The organism is Leuconostoc aquikimchii (assembly GCF_040838325.1).
Classification (GTDB): Bacteria; Bacillota; Bacilli; order Lactobacillales; family Lactobacillaceae; genus Leuconostoc; species Leuconostoc aquikimchii.
The window spans coordinates 1,635,524-1,655,793 of sequence record NZ_JBFPER010000001.1 but is presented as its reverse complement, the minus strand read 5'-3'; the positions used below and the strand labels follow the sequence as shown (position 1 = coordinate 1,655,793).

The 20,270-nt window shown below is 38.9% G+C and carries 19 protein-coding genes; 17 read left to right on the top strand and 2 right to left on the bottom strand.

The features are described from left to right. Nucleotides 1-13 precede the first annotated feature (13 nt). From AB3K24_RS08090 to AB3K24_RS08065, 6 genes are all read left to right on the top strand, one after another. Nucleotides 14-925: a PTS system mannose/fructose/sorbose family transporter subunit IID gene (locus tag AB3K24_RS08090; RefSeq protein WP_367975609.1), complete on the top strand. Its 912-nt coding sequence runs from the start codon at nucleotides 14-16 to the stop codon at nucleotides 923-925. 123 nt (nucleotides 926-1,048) lie between these two features. After that, complete coding sequence (locus AB3K24_RS08085) at nucleotides 1,049-1,426, top strand: DUF956 family protein (protein ID WP_367974988.1); 378 nt, start codon at nucleotides 1,049-1,051, stop codon at nucleotides 1,424-1,426. Then, complete coding sequence (locus AB3K24_RS08080; protein ID WP_367974986.1) at nucleotides 1,426-2,259, top strand: YitT family protein; 834 nt, start codon at nucleotides 1,426-1,428, stop codon at nucleotides 2,257-2,259. The genes AB3K24_RS08085 and AB3K24_RS08080 overlap by 1 nt, the downstream gene beginning before the upstream one ends. A gap of 149 nt (nucleotides 2,260-2,408) precedes the next feature. Further along, a complete protein-coding gene (gene groES, locus AB3K24_RS08075; protein ID WP_367974985.1) occupies nucleotides 2,409-2,693 on the top strand; it encodes a co-chaperone GroES in 285 nt (94 codons plus the stop codon). A gap of 72 nt (nucleotides 2,694-2,765) precedes the next feature. After that, entirely contained in the window at nucleotides 2,766-4,385 is a 1,620-nt protein-coding gene (gene groL / locus AB3K24_RS08070) for a chaperonin GroEL (protein WP_367974983.1), read from the top strand. A 165-nt stretch (nucleotides 4,386-4,550) separates the two neighbouring features. Then, nucleotides 4,551-4,949 carry a flavodoxin gene (locus tag AB3K24_RS08065; protein ID WP_367974981.1) on the top strand — a complete coding sequence of 133 codons (399 nt, stop codon included), beginning with the start codon at nucleotides 4,551-4,553 and terminating at the stop codon, nucleotides 4,947-4,949. 8 nt (nucleotides 4,950-4,957) lie between these two features. On the opposite strand, the gene AB3K24_RS08060 is transcribed toward AB3K24_RS08065, so the two are convergent. Next, nucleotides 4,958-6,295 (bottom strand): C1 family peptidase, encoded by a 1,338-nt coding sequence (locus AB3K24_RS08060; RefSeq protein WP_367974979.1) that lies wholly within the window; start codon nucleotides 6,293-6,295, stop codon nucleotides 4,958-4,960. A 202-nt stretch (nucleotides 6,296-6,497) separates the two neighbouring features. Here AB3K24_RS08060 and AB3K24_RS08055 point away from each other — a divergent pair, with 202 nt between their 5' ends. Together AB3K24_RS08055 and AB3K24_RS08050 are read left to right on the top strand one after the other, a co-directional pair. Further along, entirely contained in the window at nucleotides 6,498-6,878 is a 381-nt protein-coding gene (locus AB3K24_RS08055) for a hypothetical protein (protein ID WP_367974978.1), read from the top strand. A gap of 118 nt (nucleotides 6,879-6,996) precedes the next feature. Then, on the top strand, nucleotides 6,997-7,884 hold the full coding sequence (locus AB3K24_RS08050) for a prenyltransferase (RefSeq protein WP_367974976.1): 888 nt from the start codon (nucleotides 6,997-6,999) through the stop codon (nucleotides 7,882-7,884). A gap of 60 nt (nucleotides 7,885-7,944) precedes the next feature. On the opposite strand, the gene cbpA is transcribed toward AB3K24_RS08050, so the two are convergent. After that, nucleotides 7,945-8,589: a cyclic di-AMP binding protein CbpA gene (gene cbpA, locus AB3K24_RS08045; RefSeq protein ID WP_367974974.1), complete on the bottom strand. Its 645-nt coding sequence runs from the start codon at nucleotides 8,587-8,589 to the stop codon at nucleotides 7,945-7,947. Nucleotides 8,590-8,708: 119 nt separating this feature from the next. Between cbpA and pth the strand changes: the two genes are divergently transcribed. The 9 genes from pth (at nucleotide 8,709) to lysS (ending at nucleotide 20,227) form a co-directional block, all read left to right on the top strand. Beyond that, the gene (pth, locus tag AB3K24_RS08040; RefSeq protein WP_367974972.1) at nucleotides 8,709-9,278 is read left to right on the top strand and encodes an aminoacyl-tRNA hydrolase; all 570 of its coding nucleotides are present in this window, start codon (nucleotides 8,709-8,711) and stop codon (nucleotides 9,276-9,278) included. A 58-nt stretch (nucleotides 9,279-9,336) separates the two neighbouring features. Further along, nucleotides 9,337-12,858 carry a transcription-repair coupling factor gene (mfd, locus tag AB3K24_RS08035; protein ID WP_367974971.1) on the top strand — a complete coding sequence of 1,174 codons (3,522 nt, stop codon included), beginning with the start codon at nucleotides 9,337-9,339 and terminating at the stop codon, nucleotides 12,856-12,858. A 40-nt stretch (nucleotides 12,859-12,898) separates the two neighbouring features. Further along, the gene (locus tag AB3K24_RS08030) at nucleotides 12,899-13,183 is read left to right on the top strand and encodes an RNA-binding S4 domain-containing protein (RefSeq protein ID WP_367974969.1); all 285 of its coding nucleotides are present in this window, start codon (nucleotides 12,899-12,901) and stop codon (nucleotides 13,181-13,183) included. A 74-nt stretch (nucleotides 13,184-13,257) separates the two neighbouring features. Next, nucleotides 13,258-13,653 (top strand): FtsB family cell division protein, encoded by a 396-nt coding sequence (locus tag AB3K24_RS08025; RefSeq protein ID WP_367974967.1) that lies wholly within the window; start codon nucleotides 13,258-13,260, stop codon nucleotides 13,651-13,653. Between the two features lie 29 nt (nucleotides 13,654-13,682). Continuing rightward, nucleotides 13,683-14,993 (top strand): tRNA lysidine(34) synthetase TilS, encoded by a 1,311-nt coding sequence (tilS, locus tag AB3K24_RS08020; RefSeq protein ID WP_367974965.1) that lies wholly within the window; start codon nucleotides 13,683-13,685, stop codon nucleotides 14,991-14,993. Continuing rightward, on the top strand, nucleotides 14,990-15,529 hold the full coding sequence (gene hpt / locus AB3K24_RS08015) for a hypoxanthine phosphoribosyltransferase (protein WP_367974964.1): 540 nt from the start codon (nucleotides 14,990-14,992) through the stop codon (nucleotides 15,527-15,529). The genes tilS and hpt overlap by 4 nt, the downstream gene beginning before the upstream one ends. 23 nt (nucleotides 15,530-15,552) lie before the next feature. Next, entirely contained in the window at nucleotides 15,553-17,637 is a 2,085-nt protein-coding gene (ftsH, locus tag AB3K24_RS08010; RefSeq protein ID WP_367974962.1) for an ATP-dependent zinc metalloprotease FtsH, read from the top strand. A 70-nt stretch (nucleotides 17,638-17,707) separates the two neighbouring features. Beyond that, nucleotides 17,708-18,604, top strand: coding sequence for an Hsp33 family molecular chaperone HslO (hslO, locus tag AB3K24_RS08005; protein ID WP_367974960.1), 897 nt, complete (start codon nucleotides 17,708-17,710; stop codon nucleotides 18,602-18,604). Between the two features lie 141 nt (nucleotides 18,605-18,745). Then, nucleotides 18,746-20,227, top strand: coding sequence for a lysine--tRNA ligase (lysS, locus tag AB3K24_RS08000; protein ID WP_367974958.1), 1,482 nt, complete (start codon nucleotides 18,746-18,748; stop codon nucleotides 20,225-20,227). The last annotated feature ends 43 nt before the right edge of the window (nucleotides 20,228-20,270 follow it).

The following is a 20,270-nucleotide window of genomic DNA, read 5'->3' as shown; positions in this document are numbered from 1 at the left end:
AGGGAGCAATATGATGACTGAAAAGATTGAGTTAACACGTAATGATCGTTTGTCTGTCGCATGGCGTTCGCAATTTTTACAAGGTTCATGGAACTACGAACGTATGCAAAACGTTGGCTGGGCGTATACTTTAATTCCAGCAATTAAAAAGTTATATACAACAAAAGAGGACCGTACAGCTGCTTTAAAGCGACACTTGGAATTCTTTAACACACATCCATATGTTGCTTCGCCTATTATAGGTGTCACTTTGGCTTTGGAAGAAGAGCGTGCCAATGGTGCCGCGATTGATGATACTGCAATTCAAGGTGTCAAGATTGGTATGATGGGACCTTTGGCTGGTATTGGTGATCCAGTTTTCTGGTTCACTGTTCGTCCTATACTAGGTGCATTGGGCGCTTCATTAGCACTTTCAGGTAACATCTTAGGCCCAATTTTGTTCTTTGTTTTGTGGAACCTGATTCGTATGTCATTTATCTGGTATACACAAGAATTTGGTTATCGTGCTGGTTCTGCTATCACACAAGATTTATCAGGTGGTTTGTTAAAAGATATTACCAAGGGTGCATCAATTCTGGGTATGTTTATCTTAGCGGTCTTGGTTGAACGTTGGGTATCAATTAAATTTACCGTCGCGTTGCCAGCTAAGAAATTAGCTGAAGGTGCGTATATTAACTTTCCAAACGGTAGCGTTACCGGTGGTAAGTTGCAACAAATATTAGGCGATCAGGCATCTGGCCTATCGCTGACAAAAATGGCACCTAACACGCTACAAGCCAACTTAGACAGCCTTGTTCCTGGATTGATGGGATTGTTGCTCACATTCTTTGCTATGTGGTTGCTTAAGAAGAAAGTATCACCTATTATTATGATTGTCGGTATTTTCATCTTTGGTATCTTGATGCGCGTATTGCACATTATGTAGTCGAATAATTTAATTAATAAAGTGCGCTCGCCAAATTTGACGAGCGCCTTTGTACATAAAAACTCATGTAGCGTATTAGTTTGTTTAAACAAATGAGTGTAGGAAATAGGGGGGCAGAAAAATATGGTGCAATCACTTAATAAACGCGTTGATTTAACAGCGCAAGGTATTTCTTTCTTGGGAATCGGTGCACAGTATGGTCAATTTCTGATTGGTGATGAGGCTTTTGAATTTTTTAATGATAACAATGTTGATGATTTTGTTCAAGTGCCCTGGCCCAATATAAAAGTTGTTTACGCGAGTGTGTCATCAAAAAATAAAATCAGTCGACGCTTTCGCATTGAGACAGATAACGGAAAGTTTGATTTTTCTTCGCCGGAATCTGGTCGCGTGTTGAAAACAATGCGTGCGCATATCGGCAATGAAAAAATACTCAAAAACCCAACGGTTTTAAAGCGTATCATGTCGACCTTTAAAAAGAAAAACAAGAAAGGTATTTAATGAAGTTATTGCAAAAATTGCAAGTTGTCCGTTATTTAACGATTATTGTTGCACTAGAAATTGTGGTAGTGAGTATTAATTTTTTCTATGCACCGGCTAAAGTGGCAGCAGGTGGTGCAACAGGATTTGCTATCTTGATAAACGAGCTCACAGGTTTTGACCGAGCATTAACGGTTTTAGTCATTAATCTACTAATGATTGTTTTGGCTGGCGTATTTTTGGATCGTGGAACAACTGCCCGTATTACGTTTGGTAGTTTAATCTTACCAATATTACTGAAAGTGACACCGAGTTTTCAAGTGTTAACTGACCGTACTTTTGCGGTATTAGTTGGTGGGACCATTTTTGCGGTGGGCGTTGCGATGTTGTATCGTGTGGATGCTTCGAGTGGTGGCACAGCTGTACCACCCATGATTTTAAAAAAATATTTTCGGATTTCACCGGCATTATCACTATTAGTTATTGATACAGTTGTCTCTCTAGGAAACTTAATGACTGAGGGACTTGAGGCGCTAATATTGGCAATGTTTTCCTTGATGATTACAGCAGCTGTTATGAATTATATTGAAACAGGATTAGATCGTCGCAAGATGATCTACATCACAAGTAATAAAAGTATTACAGGTGTTAAACTATACCTCAATGAAAATGGCACCAGTTACACAGAAATGGATGTGCGTGGGGGCTACACAGGTGATAATCGCGAAATGTTAATGGTTATATTGGATAATCAAGAATATAATCGCTTAGTGCGTGGCATACATGCAGTCGACTCACAAGCTTTTATCGTTGCTTATGATATCAGTGAAGCCCACGGTGGCACTTTTATTTAAATGTGATAATTACCCTAAATTACAAGGGTTGAAAGTGCATCTTATTGCACTTTTTTTATTGACAATAAGCAGTAACGTGATATACTTGAAGTTGTATTTAGCACTCGTTTTAAAAGAGTGCTAAAATTAAAAATCGGAGGTATTATCTCATGTTGAAGCCCTTAGGTGATCGCGTGATTATTGAAGTAACAGAAGCTGCGGAACAAACAGTTGGTGGTATTTTGTTGGCAAATAACGCTAAGGATAAGCCCGTAACAGGTAAAATTGTTGCTGCAGGCACAGGCTATGTCTTAAACGACGGGTCAGTCCGTGACTTAGCTGTTAAAGTTGACGACGAGGTTTTATTTGATAAATATGCCGGACAAGAAGTAGCTTTTGAAGGCACAGATTATCTGGTACTCCATGAAAAAGATATTGTTGCAATCGTTGAATAGTCATGTCATTAGTAACAAATCATGTTGATTAAATTGATAGTAAATAAAAAATTCTAAAGAGGTATTATAATAATGGCTAAAGAATTAAAGTTTTCAGAAGATGCACGTTCAAAGATGAAGGCTGGTGTTGATAAGCTAGCGGACACTGTTAAAACAACAATTGGTCCTAAGGGACGCAACGTTGTTTTGGAACAATCTTATGGTGCACCAACAATCACTAACGATGGTGTGACTATTGCTAAGGCAATTGAGCTAGAAGACCATTTCGAAAATATGGGTGCAAAGCTTGTTGCTGAAGTTGCTTCAAAGACAAATGATATTGCTGGTGATGGTACAACAACAGCCACAGTTTTGACCCAAGCAATTGTTGCTGAAGGCTTAAAAAACGTTACTGCCGGTGCTAACCCAGTTGGCATACGTACAGGAATTGAAAAGGCTACTGCTGCAGCTGTTAAAAAGTTGCATGAAATGTCACACGCGGTCAGCACAAAGGCTGAAATTGCGCAAATTGCTTCGATTTCTGCTTCTAATAAAGAAGTTGGCGAATTAATTGCTGAAGCAATGGATAAAGTTGGCAACGATGGTGTGATCACAATCGAAGAATCAAAGGGTATCGAAACAACACTGGATGTTGTCGAGGGTATGCAATTTGATCGTGGGTATATGTCACAATATATGGTGACAGATAACGATAAGATGGAAGCTAATTTAGATAACCCATATATCTTGATCACAGATAAGAAGATTGCTAACATTCAAGATGTTTTGCCTGTATTGCAGAGTGTTGTCGAACAAGGTCGGGCTTTGTTGATTATTGCTGATGATATTACTGGTGAGGCTTTGCCAACACTAGTTTTGAACAAGATGCGTGGTACATTCAACGTTGTTGCGGTGAAAGCACCTGGATTTGGTGATCGTCGTAAGGCGCAATTGGAAGATATCGCTGTTTTGACTGGTGGTACTGTCATTACCGAAGATCTTGGTTTGAACTTAAAAGATGTGACAATTGACCAACTTGGTCAAGCAAGCAAGATCAATGTCACAAAGGATAATACGACAGTTGTTGAAGGTTCTGGTGATAAGGCTGCGGTGGCAACACGCGTAGATATCATCAAGCAACAAATTGCTGAAACGACTTCTGACTTTGATCGTGAAAAGTTGCAAGAACGTTTGGCTAAGTTGGCTGGTGGTGTTGCTGTGATTAATGTTGGCGCCGCAACTGAAACTGAATTAAAAGAACGTAAGTATCGCATTGAAGATGCTTTAAATGCCACACGTGCTGCTGTTGAAGAAGGTTTCGTTTCTGGTGGTGGGACTGCATTAGTTAATGCTATTTCAGCTGTTGCTGCTTTGTCAGAAACAGGTGATGTACAGACTGGTATTAACACTGTTATTAAAGCCTTAGAAGCACCTGTTCGTCAAATTGTTGAAAACGCTGGTTTTGAAGGATCAGTGATTGTTAATAAGTTGAAAGAACAAGTTGAAGGCTTTGGTTATAATGCCGCAACGAATGAGTGGGTAGATATGATTGCTGCTGGGATCGTTGACCCAACTAAGGTGACACGTTCAGCTTTGCAAAATGCCGCGTCAGTGTCAGCCTTGTTGTTAACAACAGAAGCTGTCGTTGCTGAATTACCAAATGACGATGCATCACCAGCTATGCCACAAGGTGGCATGCCAGGAATGATGTAATAAAAGCGCTTCATCGTGTTATTGATTATAAATAGATAAAGAGTTGTTTCTGAGTGATAAACACTCAGAAACAACTCTTTTTGTATTAAATTAAATTTGATATTATTTTCACAATCACTTATAATATTATCAGCACCCACACTATGAAATTTTATTGGAGGAATGATGATTATATACTATTCTTTGACTGGTCATACTAAAAAAGTAGCGTTAAAAATTGCCGAAAAAACTGAGGACAAGCTGTATGAGGTACAACTTGATAAGCCATACCAAAACAATCCACTTGTTGTGGCGCGGTTTACAAAAGAAAAAGCGCTGGGTGTTATCCCAGCAGCTCATAAAATAACGATAGATGATCATGTCATATATTTGGGTTATCCTATGTGGGGAATGGATATGTCGTTAGCCATGCAGGGATTTTTAACAGCGAATGATTTATCTGGTAAAATCATTAAGCCGTTTATTACTAGTGGCACGAGTACTTTGAAAATGAGTTTAAAGACATTAAAAAAGCTAGCACCTGATACAATCATTGATGCTAACTTTGACCCTGACACGTTATAACTCAGTGATTAGGCTAACGCACCCATTGGATCCCAAGGTGCTAATAGCGTGGGTGTGGTGTTGTCGTAAATAGCGACTAATTCTGAACCGAGATATTCTTTTTTGACAACGACCTGATAGGCATATTCACTCATCCAATCATCAGACATGGTGAAGTAACCATTTTTTCCGGCTTTTTCACCCCAAGAATTTTCAACTTGCCATTTTATTGGTTGATCATTTTCATCTAAATCCACACCAGTCAAGACCATGGCGTGGGTCATCAAACTATCACCATATGCTAGTCGTTGTGCTTTTGTCATGTCTGAATGTACTTGGAATAAATCATCTGTGGCAAAGATACCGTCAGCCATGAGACCATTTGTGCGATCGACTTGTGGCCCCATATCCACACCAAACCAGACTGATTTGCCAGCTTTTAATTGCGTAATAGCGAATGATTTCATTGTTTCAATGGGCACATTTAAATGTTTTACTTGACGGCCACCAACGACGTTGCCTAACATGTCGACATTGTAAGTGGCATTATAAGGCTTGTCAGATGTTGGCGCATTGATAATCGACACATATTCTGATAAATCCCAGCCGACAAATTTTTCAAAGTACGTTTGTGGCGTTAAACCGCGTTCAACCTTAAATTGTTTCTCAGTGTCACGGTACGCAAAATCAAAGGTTACTGGTGGTTCACCAAAAGTAATCGACAACACGCGGTAAATGTGTGCTAACATGTCTTCACGGGTGTGATCAATGTCTGATTGGGTAGCTTGATGCGTTACCAGTTCACGTAAAATAACTGCATCGTGGCGTAATAACGTGTTAAAAGTTGTATTAAATTCACGTGAAGCTGATGAAGCCGATGATTCTGGGTAAACAGATTGTGGGACCACACCGTATTTTTCAATAAGTGCCACTATCATATCCCATTGGCCACCATCTTGTTGCGGGGTGGCCATTAAAAAGGAGACTTTTCTAGAATCCAGCGGATCATTAGCAGTGTTTAGAACATTTTCATAAAAATAATTGGCTTTTTCAAATTTGTCCCAAAAAAAGGTATAGCTTTGAGATAATTGGAAATCACTGTCTAGATGCAATAAATCTTTGATATCATGACGCATGGTGTTAAGCGCAGCAAACATCCAGCAACGACCAGATTGCTTTTGATTGGCAACTTTGCCAGTATTCAGGTCAATTGAAAAAGTAGGCACATTCGCGTTAACAATGTCTTGGTTAAAGCTAGCGTTATGAATGCCATTTTTTGTGGTGGCACGACGGGCAATTGTTGTTAGTGGTGACTGGGCTAATTTCTTGAAATTAGCGCGTTGTTGTTGTGTGATTTCTGAAGACATTATGAGCTCCTTTTTCATATAAATATAATATAGCGCGATTAAGCAGAAAGAACAAGTGACTGTGAGATAAAAACGGTTAATAGCCACATGTCATTAGAAATGATAGGCTGTATAACTTGCAAATTTTGGAATAAGGTCCATAGTTAAGGTAGACTGTGCGGGTTATATGGTATGGTTAAAATTGAAAATAAGGATCATGATAATGAAAAACCACGGCTTAACTGAAAAAGAACAAGGCACAGCATTGACGACGGCTGCTGATATTATTAAGATTCCGTATACGTTCGAAAGCCAAGCACCGTTCCGTGTATGGATTGATAAAGATGAAAATATCTACGTTGATATTAAATCGGCTGCAGTTGGTTTCCGAGCAGAACTTAATTATGGAGATATTGGTGTTGCGACACTAAAAAACAATGTTGATGTACCAACGGCTGCTGACTTAGTAACCTTAGCAACACAACTGGTCGATGATGATGTACAAGACTTTTTGCTAGGCTTTGTTATGGACGCACCAACACGTGACAATGGCGCATATGCTAACAGCCTACGCGAAGCATATAAAGCTTTCATGACTAAATAGTTAACACTAAAAATTCACATGCCATAGATAGTGTGTGAATTTTTTTGTAGGATTACCATATTGAAACCAGTTTTTGGTTATTTTCTGGTAAAATATGCTATTAGAGGTTTAAAATAAAATGACACCAAAACAATTGTTAGATTTAGTTGAAATTCGTGTGGTAATTCCTAGTGTTGCACCTTTGATGGTAGGCTTAGCGTATAGTCAATGGCAATATGCACGCTTGAATTGGTTGAACGCACTATTATTAATTGTTGCGACTGTCAGTGTTCATCTGGCGGTAAATACGTTTAACCGCTACGAAGATGCCAAACGTCAAAAAGTTAATGCATTTTTACGTGAAAAAGCACAGGGCGAAGTGATTACCAATAAGCAAGTGCTGCATGTTGCGGCATTTTTGGCCGGAGTTGCTGCTTTAGCAGGTATTATGGTTGCGCTACGAACTGATTATATTACTTGGATTATCGGTATTGTGAGTTTTCTGATTGGCTATTTATATTCTGCTGGCCCAAAGCCAATAACAAATACCCCATTCGGTGAAGTTGTATCGGGTGTGACGATGGGTTATTTCATTTTTGTGGCGCAAGTTTACGTTAATACACGTATGGTACCGACACCAAGTGTCCTTTTTCAGTGGTTTATTGTGAGCCTGCCGCTAACTATTTTTATTGCCGAAATTATGTTTGCAAATAACATTGCAGATCATGATGAAGATAAAGAGAATCACCGACAGACGCTGGTCCATTATATTGGGATTGAGGCGAGCAAAAAGATGTATATGTTTTGGGCATTTGCTGCTTTTATAGAAATTATCATGACCACGTTAGCTGGTTGGTTACCGGTTACAAGCTATGCTATGATAATATTATTACCAATAATATTTAGAAACGCACACACGTTTGTGACGCATCCGGTGAAACGGGAGACCTTTGTTTTAGCTATTAAAAATTTGGTTATTGTGATGTGTGGTATGACAGTAGTCATTTTAGCTGGTATGTGGTTATAAAAAAGTGACGTGACCCACTAGAATTGGAGAAATCCAAATCTTAGTGGGTCACGTCACTTTTTAGTTAAAGCGTTGCAAGTTTTCAATACTAGTGACTTCAAAATGCTTTTTTTCTAAATGCTTAACGAGTTTTTGTAATGGGATACTATCAAACACCAATGGTAACGTGAACATTAAAGTGATACTATCATTTGATGGTTGTAAACTTAAAACAGATTCAATATTTGAATATTTGGCAATGATTGTCGAAACTTTTTTAAGATCGCCTTGTGTTTTATGTGTTGCAACAGAGATAGCAACGCCACCAGTACGGACAGACCAACTTTGTGACAATAAGGCCATTAATGCATCGTGTGTGAAGATGCCAGTAAAGTGATGGTTATCATCGAGTACGGCAATAAAAGGCAGGTCACGAATGGCGAAAAAGACTTCATAAAATTGACTTGTTGTATAAATAAACTTAGTTGAATTGCGCATAATTGTCGTGACTGGTAGGTTCATATCACCATTTTTAGCGATATGTTCATAAACGTGTTGCTTATAGACATTACCACGAAAAAGACTGCCAGATTCATCTAGAATTGGCATGGTACGCGTATGTGCTTGGCTTGGTGAGTTGAATAAATCATTCACTTGGGCAATCGTTGTATTTTCAGTCACAGTCGTTAGTTCTGACTTTGGGGTGATTAAGGTTTTATGGATCATATATATATCCTAAGATTAATTTTTTTATCATTAAATAGCCATATATCATGATAACACAGAATTCTGTTATACTGGTAGTTAAGATTAATAATTTTAGTGAGAAAGCGCGTATAATTAGTATGAAATATATCATTGGATTAGGTAATATTGGTTTAGAATATGATAAGACACGGCATAATATTGGGTTTATGGCACTCGATGCTTTTGCGGCAGCACATAATGCAGCATTTGTACCTAGCAAACAGTTTGCGACAATAGCGAAACTAGCCATTAATGGGGAACAAGTCGTGCTCGTTAAACCCACGACATATATGAATGATTCTGGGAAAGCGGTGCGCGCAATAATAGATTACTATGGTGGTGATGTCAATACTGATGTGATGGTTTTAGTTGATGACATGGATTTGCCCTTTGGTAAATTACGCTTTCGCGCAAAAGGCTCCGCTGGTGGGCATAACGGTTTGAAATCAATCATCGCACATACTGGCTCGCAAACATTTTTACGGCTTAAATTTGGTCTAGGGCATCCAGATCATGAGCAACAAGCTGTTATTCATTATGTTCTAGGCAAGTTTTCGCGTGCTGAGACAGAAGATGTTAATCATATGTTAGATCATAGCACGATGGCAATTGAAGAGTGGATTCAAGGCAATGGCGTGTCAGAATTAAGTAACAAATATAATGGCTAATAGTTAAAAATAATTTGACGGTTATAGCAATTGACTGATAGGGGAACAATTTTTAAGCATGTTAACTCATTTTTTAGCGCAATCAGATACAATTCAACATCTTAACGAGCAAGCAACTGAGGGTTCTACACAGTTGCTTTTAGGCGTGAACGGTAGTGCACGCGCTGCGAGTATCGCAGCATTATATCAAGCAAATCCACGTCAAATGTTAGTCGTAACAGATACACAAGTGCATGCTGACCAACTATTCTCAGACTTGTCTAGTCTGATGACGGATGTCTTTAATTTTCCAGCAGAAGAGTCGTTGGCAACAGAAATTGCGATTAGTTCACCTGACCTACGTTTGCAACGTGTTGCCAGTTTGTTGGCTTTGCGTCGTGGGGATGCCAAAGTTGTTGTGACAAGCTTAGCTGGCGTAGAGCGTTTACTGCCGAAACCAGAAGTAGTTGACGCAGCGCGATTGTCATTGACAGTTGGACAAACTTATCGGTTTAATGATATTAAGGCCACATTAATGATGATGGGTTATATACCAACAAAGTTGGTACAAGGCGCGGGTGAGTTCGCACAACGTGGGTCTATTATCGATATTTACCCATTAACCAGTGATGAGCCTATTCGTTTAGATTTTTTTGATGATGAATTGGATCAATTAAAAAACTTTGATGTTGTGACGCAAAAAAGCACAGCGATTCTTAAAACTTATCATGTGCAGCCGGCGACTGATTTTATTGTGTCAGAAACACAGTATGATGCAGCCAAACAAACGATTGAAATAGCATTTAATGCGTATCGTAAGCAGCTGACGGGTGTGGCGAAAAAGCATGCAACAGAAGGCTTTGCCTTGACACAACATGTGTTAAACGAACATGAGCGTGTGAACCAATTATTGCCGTATGCCACACAATTTTTTGGTGGTGAAACAACCTTGTTAGATTATTTTAATGATGAGATGTTGCTGTTTATAGACGAGTTTACGCGACTCAAAGAGATGCAAGTACAACAATTAACCTATGATCAGGATTGGGTGGAAAAGCAGTTGTCAACCTATCAACTCTTACCTGGACAGCTGCTGCGTGCTGATTTTGCTGATTTATTAACGCAAAATCAAAGGGCTATTATCTATCTAGCAAATTTCCAACGTGGCTTGAATAAAATTAAGTTTACAAATATAGAAGAAGTTACGACGCGACCGGCCAATCAATATTACGGTCAAATTGAAACACTTAGGACTGATTTACAATATGCACAAGACGCTGGTATGACAGTTATTTTATTGATTAGCGAGGCCAAGCAGCGACAAAATCTCAGTGAATCGTTAAGTGATTTTAAAATACCAATTATTGAAACGCGGCAAGTGCAACCGAATCAAGTGCAACTCATGTCAGGTGAATTAGCTATGGGATTTGAATGGCCAAAACTGCATTTAATCGTTTTAACAGCACACGAATTATTTACACAAACGCGGCAAGCTGCACCCAGACAGCGTAAAATTAATAATGCTGAGCGTTTAAAGTCATACAGTGAATTAAATGTTGGAGACTACGTCGTTCATATCAATCACGGTATTGGTCGTTATGAAGGCTTACAGACAATGACGGTTGATGGTGGTAAACAAGATTATTTATCCATTGCTTACCAAAAGAATGCTAAGATTTTTATTCCGGTAACTCAGTTAAATCTTATTCAGAAGTATATTGGTGCGTCTGATGCTGCAAAGGCACCTAAGCTAAATAAACTTGGGGGTGTTGAATGGGCAAAAACGAAACGCCAAGTAGCGGCAAAAATTGAAGATATCGCTGATGATTTATTAGATCTTTATGCTAAACGTGAGGCGCAGCAAGGTTATGCGTTTCCACCAGATGACACAGAACAATTGAAATTTGACATGGGATTTGGTTATCCAGAAACACCGGATCAGATTCGCTCCATTGAAGAAATTAAAGTTGATATGCAAAAAATACGACCGATGGATCGCCTGTTGGTCGGTGATGTTGGTTTTGGTAAGACGGAAGTCGCCTTGCGCGCGGTGTTTAAAGCAGTACATGCTGGTAAACAGGTGGCGTTTTTAGCACCAACGACAATTTTGGTGCAACAGCATTATGAAACGATACTGGCGCGTTTCAATGATTTTCCAGCTATCAAAATCGGTGTTTTGAGTCGTTTTCAAACACCGGCGCAAAATAAATTTGTAATTAAACAATTAAATGAACACAAAATTGATGTTGTCGTTGGTACGCATCGCCTGCTGAGCAAAGACGTTGACTTTTTGGATCTTGGTCTACTGATTATTGATGAAGAGCAGCGTTTTGGGGTCAAGCATAAAGAACGGCTGAAACAAATGCGTCATAGCGTTGATGTACTCACCTTGACGGCAACACCTATTCCGCGAACATTAAATATGGCGATGGTTGGTGCACGAGATTTATCAATTATTGAAACGCCACCAGCTAACCGGTATCCCATTCAAACCTATGTGTTGGAGGCTGATTGGTTGATTGTGAGACATGCAATTGAAAAAGAATTGGCCCGCAATGGTCAAGTATTTTATTTACATAATCGTGTGGCAGATATTGACCGGGTTGCCAGTCAAATAGAGTCGTTAGTACCATCTGCACGTGTTGGTGCCATTCATGGACAAATGTCTGAAACACAGTTAGAAAGTGTGTTGTACGATTTCTTGAATGGTAATTATGATGTCTTAGTGACGACAACGATTATCGAAACAGGAGTTGATATTCCAAATGCGAACACATTAATTGTTGAAAATGCAGATCATATGGGCTTGTCGCAACTTTATCAACTACGTGGTCGCGTTGGCCGTTCTGCGCGTTTAGCATACGCTTACTTTACTTATCCGTTTTCAAGAACACCAAGTGAAGAGGCTGAGAAACGTCTAGAGGCTATTCGTGATTTTACAGAATTGGGCTCGGGATTTCGCATTGCCATGCGTGATTTGAGTATTCGCGGTGCAGGGGATATACTTGGTAAACAGCAGCATGGATTTATTGATTCAGTTGGTTATGATATGTATACGAAAATGTTAAAAGATGCTGTAGCAACAAAACAAGGTCATACAGAGACTAAAAGTCAACAACCAGAAACAGACGCAGAAATGATTCTTGGGGTATTGGCTTATCTGCCTGATACCTATGTGCCAGATAATGCACAAAAAATTGAATTGTATACCCGTATTCGTCAAGCACGAGCAGATACAGAATTTGAAGAAATTGAATCAGATATGCTTGACCGCTTTGGTGACATGCCAGATGAAGTGGCTAGATTACTACTTGTTGGCCAAATTAAGCAACTGGCGGACCAAGCACAGGTAACAAATATTAGACGGCAGAGACAGCAGTTAGCAATCATGTTTAATGCTGATGCGACAATGAAATTAGCAGGTGAAGCTATTTTTGAAACATTGGTTGACATGCCCTTAAAAGCAGCTGTGAGAACAGAAACAGGTAATTTACAAGTCATCATAACAGTCAATGACGTGGCCGAAAGTAGTATTTGGTTAAACATTTTACGTGATTTCTTGTTAGTTGTGGTGGCACATCAACAAGTTGTTATAGGATAAACATAAGTAACTAAAATTAAGAATGTGAAGAGGAAAGAACATGCGATTAGATAAATATTTAAAAGTATCACGATTAATTAAACGACGAACAGTGGCCAAAGAGATTGCAGACCAAGGGCGTATTTCAATTAATGGTAAAGTGGCTAAGTCATCATCAGATGTTTCGACAAATGATGAGCTTGAAGTACGATTTGGTAATAAAACATTGACGGTAAAAGTTGCTAAAATCGTTGAAACAACTAAAAAAGAGGCATCTGCTGACATGTATGAAATTGTGAGTGAGACTTTTTCACAGGATTTTAGAGAAATTAGCGATGATAAATAGGTAAAAGATTAAACAAGTCTAAAGATTGTTGAAAAAATGCTAAGAACATGGGAAACTATAAATAGGTAAAATTCATGTCGACTTATAACAGAAGACAATCGCATAAGCAACGTGTTAATCCGGAAATACAAGGGATTATTCGTAATTCTGAGCCGGCCAATATGCAAGCTAAAAAGCATTATCAAAAGGCCCACGTTAATCGAGAAAAGAGAATTCTTTTTTTGGGTGCCGTTTTTGCAACAATATTTGCAGTACAATTACTGATTAGCCAAGTAAAATTGCATACCGCAAACGTCACGTTAACAGCTGCTCAGGATCGCTTAACAGCGGTCCAAAAGACAAATAGTGATTTGAAATCTAATCGCAAACGTTTAGATGATCCAACTTACTTACAACAGATTTTGCGAGATAGATATGGCTATACAAAACAAGGCGAAATCATTTATAATTTGCCGTCGAACAGTAATTAATATGGCACCTGATTGGTGCTTTTTCTATCATGATTGAAAAAATTCAAAAACAATTACAATTATATCGTTGGGAAGCCACAGTTATTGTGGCTGTTTCTGGTGGTGTCGATTCCGTTGTGTTATTACATACCTTACGACAACAGTTGCCAGACGCAAAACTCGTTGTTGCCCATGTCAATTATCATTTGCGTGACGAAAGTGATGCGGACGAAAATTTTGTTCGTCAATTAGCCAATCATTATCAGGCAACATTTGAACACACAGCGTGGTTAGATGTACCAGAGCACGCAGTGGAAAAACAGGCGCGTGAGTTTAGGTATCAATTTTTTGATCAACTTGCAAGGAAATATCAGACCAAGACAGTTGTTGTTGCGCATCATGCAGATGATCAGGCAGAAACTGTCTTACTAAAACTGATACGTGGGGGACAACTAACGCAACTAGCAGGGATGAGTAAACAAAATCAAGCCATTATTAGGCCTTTTCTGTTGATAACTAAGCAAGAATTGGTAGCTTATGCACAAAATCATAATTTGAATTGGCGCGAAGATAAAACAAATCATGATGCTATGTATACGCCGCGAAATTTTTTGAGACAAATAATTATTCCTAAGCTTAAAACAATCAACCCGCAAGTTGTTAGGCATGTGAATGCATTTGCGCAACAAATTAAAAAACAAGATGATTTAATTACTGCGCAAGTTGAAATTTATGTGCGGATAATTGAGAATGATTGGCAGCGTGTTCCTAATATCTGGCGAGAACCAACAATTAAGTACTATATTCAGAAAAAAGGCATTTATCGTTTTAAACAAGCACAAATTTTTCAAGTGATGCAGTTGCTCAATAATGATAAAAAACCAACTGGTGTCGTGCAATTATCTAAAAATGTTAACTTTATTAAGTCTTATCAACAAATCCACCTCGAAAACAGAACAAAAATAACAAATACGTTGCAAGTTTTGCCACCAATTATGTTAAAATTAAACCAATGGCAAAATTTTGCAAAAAGTACGTTTTTATGGACGGATTTTGAACCAAATAGTGGTGATCAAAGTTTCTCTTTTAACCTAGCAGAAGTGCCGACACAATTGTACTTGCGCCCAGTAAAAGCAAATGATAAACTGGCGCTCATATATGGGCATAAGAAATTGAGACGGTTAGCAATTGACGAGAAATTATCAGCATTAGAACGTCAAAATATGCAAGTTTTGGCAACTCAAAATGATGAGGTTATTGCGGTCAAAATTCGTCAACATTGGCGTGTGAATGCAGATTTTGCTAGCAAACAAGATGTGAAACAATATTGGTTCACATGTCGAATTGAGGAAATACAGTGAATAATGATATACAAGAAGTGCTGTTTAATCAAGCAAGTATACAAGATGCGGCACGACGTTTAGGTGCACAAATTACGCATGACTATGTTGGTGAGAAACCAGTTGTGTTGTCAGTACTGAAAGGTGCCTACCTGTGGACGGCTGATTTATTACGTGAGGTCGATTTGTATATTGATTTAGAGTTTATCAATGTTTCAAGTTACCACGGTGGTGTTAAGAGCACGGATGAAATTACTTTAGTGACTGATATTCGTTCTGATGTTAATGATCGTCAGGTCATTATCTTAGAAGATATCGTAGATACTGGACAATCCCTACTCTTTATGAAAGAGTTACTCGCTAAACGCGGGGCAACATCGATTAAAGTTGCCACATTACTTGATAAAAAAGCTGGACGTAAGGTAGATATTGAAGCTGATTATGTTGGTTTCAATGTGCGTAATGAGTTTGTTGTTGGCTATGGTTTAGATTACAAAGAGTTGTATCGAAACTTGCCATATGTTGGTATTTTGAAAAAAGAAGTTTATACTAATTAACTTCTAGAAATTGGGGAAACTTCATGAATAATAATCAAAAAGGTGGTTTCTTAAAAAGTTCTATCTTCTATGTTTTCATTTTTCTTGCTGTAGTTGGTATGATTTATGGTTTGTTTGGTAACGATAAGTCAACTTCTAAAACATTGACATCAAGTGAATTTTTGAAAGCGCTGAGTGATAAGGACCTTAAGTCAATCACAGTGCAGCCGGGAAATGGTATTTATAACATTTCTGGTGAGTATAAAAAAGCAAAAACTGTTAAGTCAGATAAGGGCTTTAATATTTTACAACAGTCACAAAAAGTTACAAATTTCACGTCAACTGTGCTACCAAATGACGCCTCATTAAAATCAGTGACAGAGACAGCCAAAACGACTAAAACAGATTTGGTAACAAAACAACAGGAATCGTCTGGATTTTGGTTGAACCTCTTAGTATCCATTGTTCCGATTGTACTAATTGTTGGTGTCTTTTACCTGATGATGAGTCAAGCAGGTGGTAAGGGTGGCCAAGGCGGTATGATGAGCTTTGGTAAATCTAAAGCTAAGCCGTCAGATCCAAAAGACAATAAAGTGCGTTTTTCTGATGTGGCTGGTGCCGAAGAAGAAAAGCAAGAATTAGTTGAAGTTGTTGAATTCTTAAAGTCACCTAAAAAGTTTGTTAGCCTAGGTGCACGTATTCCAAAGGGTGTTTTACTTGAAGGCCCTCCGGGAACTGGTAAAACATTATTGGCTAAAGCAGTTGCAGGTGAAGCAAACGTGCCATTCTTTTCAATGTCTGGATCAGATTTCGTTGAAATGTTTGTTGGTGTTGGTGCTTCGCGTGTGCGTGATTTGTTTGAAAATGCTAAGAAAGCAGCCCCAGCTATCATTTTCATTGATGAAATAGATGCTGTTGGTCGCCGCCGTGGTACTGGTATGGGCGGTGGAAATGATGAACGTGAACAAACACTGAACCAAATTTTGATTGAAATGGATGGTTTTGAAGGTTCAGAAGGTGTTATCATACTTGCCTCAACTAACCGTTCAGACGTCTTAGATCCAGCATTGCTCCGATCGGGTCGATTTGATCGTAAAATTTTGATTGGTGCGCCGGATGTTAAGGGGCGTGAAGCCATACTTAATGTGCACGCCAAAAACAAGCCATTAGCTGATAACGTTGATTTGAAAGCTGTTGCACAGCAAACCCCAGGATATGTAGGTGCTGATCTGGAAAACTTGTTAAATGAAGCAGCCTTACTTGCCGCTCGTCGTAACAAGAAAAAAGTTGATGCTTCAGATATTGATGAAGCTGAAGATCGTATTTTCCAAGGACCAGCTAAAACAAATCGTGGTATGTCTGAAATTGAACGACGCACAACAGCGTATCATGAAGCAGGCCATGCGCTGGTGGGACTTATTCGTTCTGAAGCGTCAATTGTTCGTAAAGTAACAATTGTACCGCGTGGTCGTATAGGTGGTTATGCTTTGATGACACCTAAGACGGATCGTTATAATCTACGATATTCAGAGGCCAAAGAGCAATTGGCAGGATTAATGGGTGGCCGTGCATCTGAATTGTTTATGTTTCATGAAGCAAGTTCAGGCGCCTCAAATGATTTCCAGCAGGCAACTGGCTTGACACGTCAAATGGTGACTGCCTTTGGTATGTCAGATAAATTAGGCATGGTACAGTTAGAAGGTAATGCGAGTGTTGGTTATGCTGAACAAGCTGGTAATCGTTCTTACTCTGAAGAAACAGCACGCTTGATTGATGAAGAAGTTCGTCGTTTGTCTAAAGAGGCTTTCGATGATGCTACAAAGATTATTTCAGAGCATAAAGATAAGCTCATTGCTATTGCTGAGGCTTTGCTTGAAGTCGAGACGTTAGACGAAAAGCAAATCAAAGATATCTATGAAACAGGTCAATTTACCCGTAAAGATATTCAAGATGATGATGAGTTGGCAACAGCAAAATCATTTGATGAAGCAAAAGCAGCTGTTGATGCTAAGGATTCCGAAGCAGAAGCACGTTTTGAACATCATGATGAGTCGGAAGATGATGATCATTCAGAAACAGATCAATCAGATGATAAGTCAAAAAATGACAAAACTGATGAAAATAAGTAAAATAAGAGTTGACGGTAGCGTCAACTTTTTTATTTTAAATAATCGATGATATCCAAAAAGAAAGAAAAAAATGGCAGATCAATTTATTAAAACAATAACTAAAAATAAATATTTCCGCGCCTATGCCTTAAATGGTACAAATCTTGTACGCGAAGCTGCCGCAATACATGAAACCTCTCGTTTAGCATCTATTATATTGGGACGTGGCTTGTTAGCGACTAGTTTGACCGCACAATCTGTTCTTAAGGGTGAAGAGCGCATGTCAATCCAAATTAATGGCCGTGGACCAATTGGCAACTTAGTTGTTGAAGCGGATTCTAAAGGCAGCGTGCGCGGCTATGTGACAAACGACAAGTTGGCACCTATTTTTGATGATAATGACCAATTAGATGTTGCGCAAGCAGTAGGAACCAATGGTTTCTTGCAAGTTACTAAATTTGCACCTTATTCAAACCCTTATATTGGGCAAAGTCAGCTGGTATCTGGTGAGATTGGAGACGATTTCACGTACTATTTAGCACAATCAGAACAAATTCCATCAGTTGTTGGTGTTTCTGTTTATATGAACGCTGATGATACAGTTGAAGCTGCTGGTGGTTTTCTAGTGCAGGCATTGCCTGGTGCAACCGATGAGGCAATTGATCAACTGGAATCAGACTTAAAAAATATGAAACCTTTGTCAGACATGCTGATCGCAGGGTACACGCCTTTGGAAATATTGGAAGCGATTTTTGGAGAAGGTGACGTTGAAATTTTGCAAGTTGCTGGTGTTGGTTTAGCAGCAGAGCCAACAAAAGATGCCTATCGAGACATGTTAACAACCTTACCAGCGACGGAAATTCAGGCTATGATTGACGAAGATAATGGCGCTGAAATCGTTGGAAAGTTTTCAGGTAAACGTTACTTTTTCACACCTGAAGAATTGCACGATGTTATTTTGGAAATTAATGCGAATAACGCTGACTGACCCTTTGAGGTTAAGCCCATTTTTTGGTATAGTAATTGTTAGTGAGAACTTTTAAAACCGGCGACTAGACACCGGAATAAACTGGAGGAAATGTACTTGCATACATGGTGAGTTTAACGATGTAGCGAGTACTTTAAAAACATGGTAGAAGAAAAAGCCCTTAATGATCAAATGATGGCACGACGTCAAAAATTAGCGACAATTGTTGATGATTTACATTTGGATCCATTTGGTAAACGATTTGAACGTACAGCAAAAGCGCAAGAATTGCATGACTTATATGATAATAGCAGTCTTGAGGAACTTGAAACAGCCCAACATGAAGTTATTATTGCTGGTCGTATGATTGCCAAGCGTGGTGCTGGAAAGGTTATTTTTGCTGATTTCAGAGATGTTTCTGGTAAAATTCAAATGTATGCTAAGCGTGATGATTTAGGTGAAAATTATCCAATTATTAAGCGTGCTGATTTGGGCGATTTCCTTGGCATAAAAGGCATCGTTATGAAAACGGAAGCAGGCGAATTGACAATTTTGGCCACAAAATTGACCCATTTAACAAAGGCTTTACGGCCAATGCCTGATAAGTTTCACGGTATTGCTGATGTTGAAACCCGTTACCGCAAACGTTATTTGGACTTAATTGCGAATGAAGACTCGTTCAAAAAATTCCAATTACGTTCAAAAATAATTTCAGCTATTCGTGGTTATATGGATTCACAAGACTTTATGGAAGTCGAGACGCCTATTTTACAAACTGAAGCGGGTGGCGCTGCGGCACGTCCGTTTATTACCCATCACAATGCGTTAAACATTGATATGTATATGCGCATTGCAACTGAATTATATTTGAAGCGTTTAGTTGTTGGTGGTTTTGAACGTGTTTATGAAATGGGGCGCATCTTCCGTAATGAGGGGATGGATCCTAAGCATAACCCAGAGTTTACAACAATGGAAACTTATGCCGCCTATATGGATTTTACTGATGTTATGGATGAGACAGAAGGAATTTTCAAGGCCGCTGCAGCAGTGGTTTCTGATGATCTCAAGGTGACTTATCAAGGCACAGAAATTAATCTTGGGGTAAAGTTTGCGCGCAAGCACATGGTTGATTTGATCAAAGAACAGACTGGCATTGATTTTTGGCAAGAAATGTCTATCGAAGCAGTGCAAAAGCTAGCTGATGAGAAGCATGTTAAGTACGAAAAGTATTGGGGTGTTGGTCATATTATCAATGCATTCTTTGAAGAATTTGTTGAAGATACTTTGATTCAACCAGTGTTCGTTTATGGCCATCCAGTTGATGTGTCACCTTTAGCAAAGAAAAATGCTGAGGATTCACGCTTTACCGATCGTTTTGAGTTGTTCATTATGGGTAGCGAGTATGGCAATGCCTTCACGGAATTAAACGATCCGATTGATCAGCGTGCGCGTTTTGAAGCACAAGTTGCTGAACGTGAAAATGGTAATGATGAAGCTGAAAATATTGATGAAGACTTCATTGAGGCTTTGGAATATGGTATGCCACCAACGGGTGGTTTAGGCATTGGTATTGATCGTTTGGTTATGCTATTGACTGATTCTGATACGATCCGTGACGTCTTGTTATTTCCAACGATGCGTTAATTAAATATAAGTAATTATCAAAAAAAGCTTGACATCAACGGTA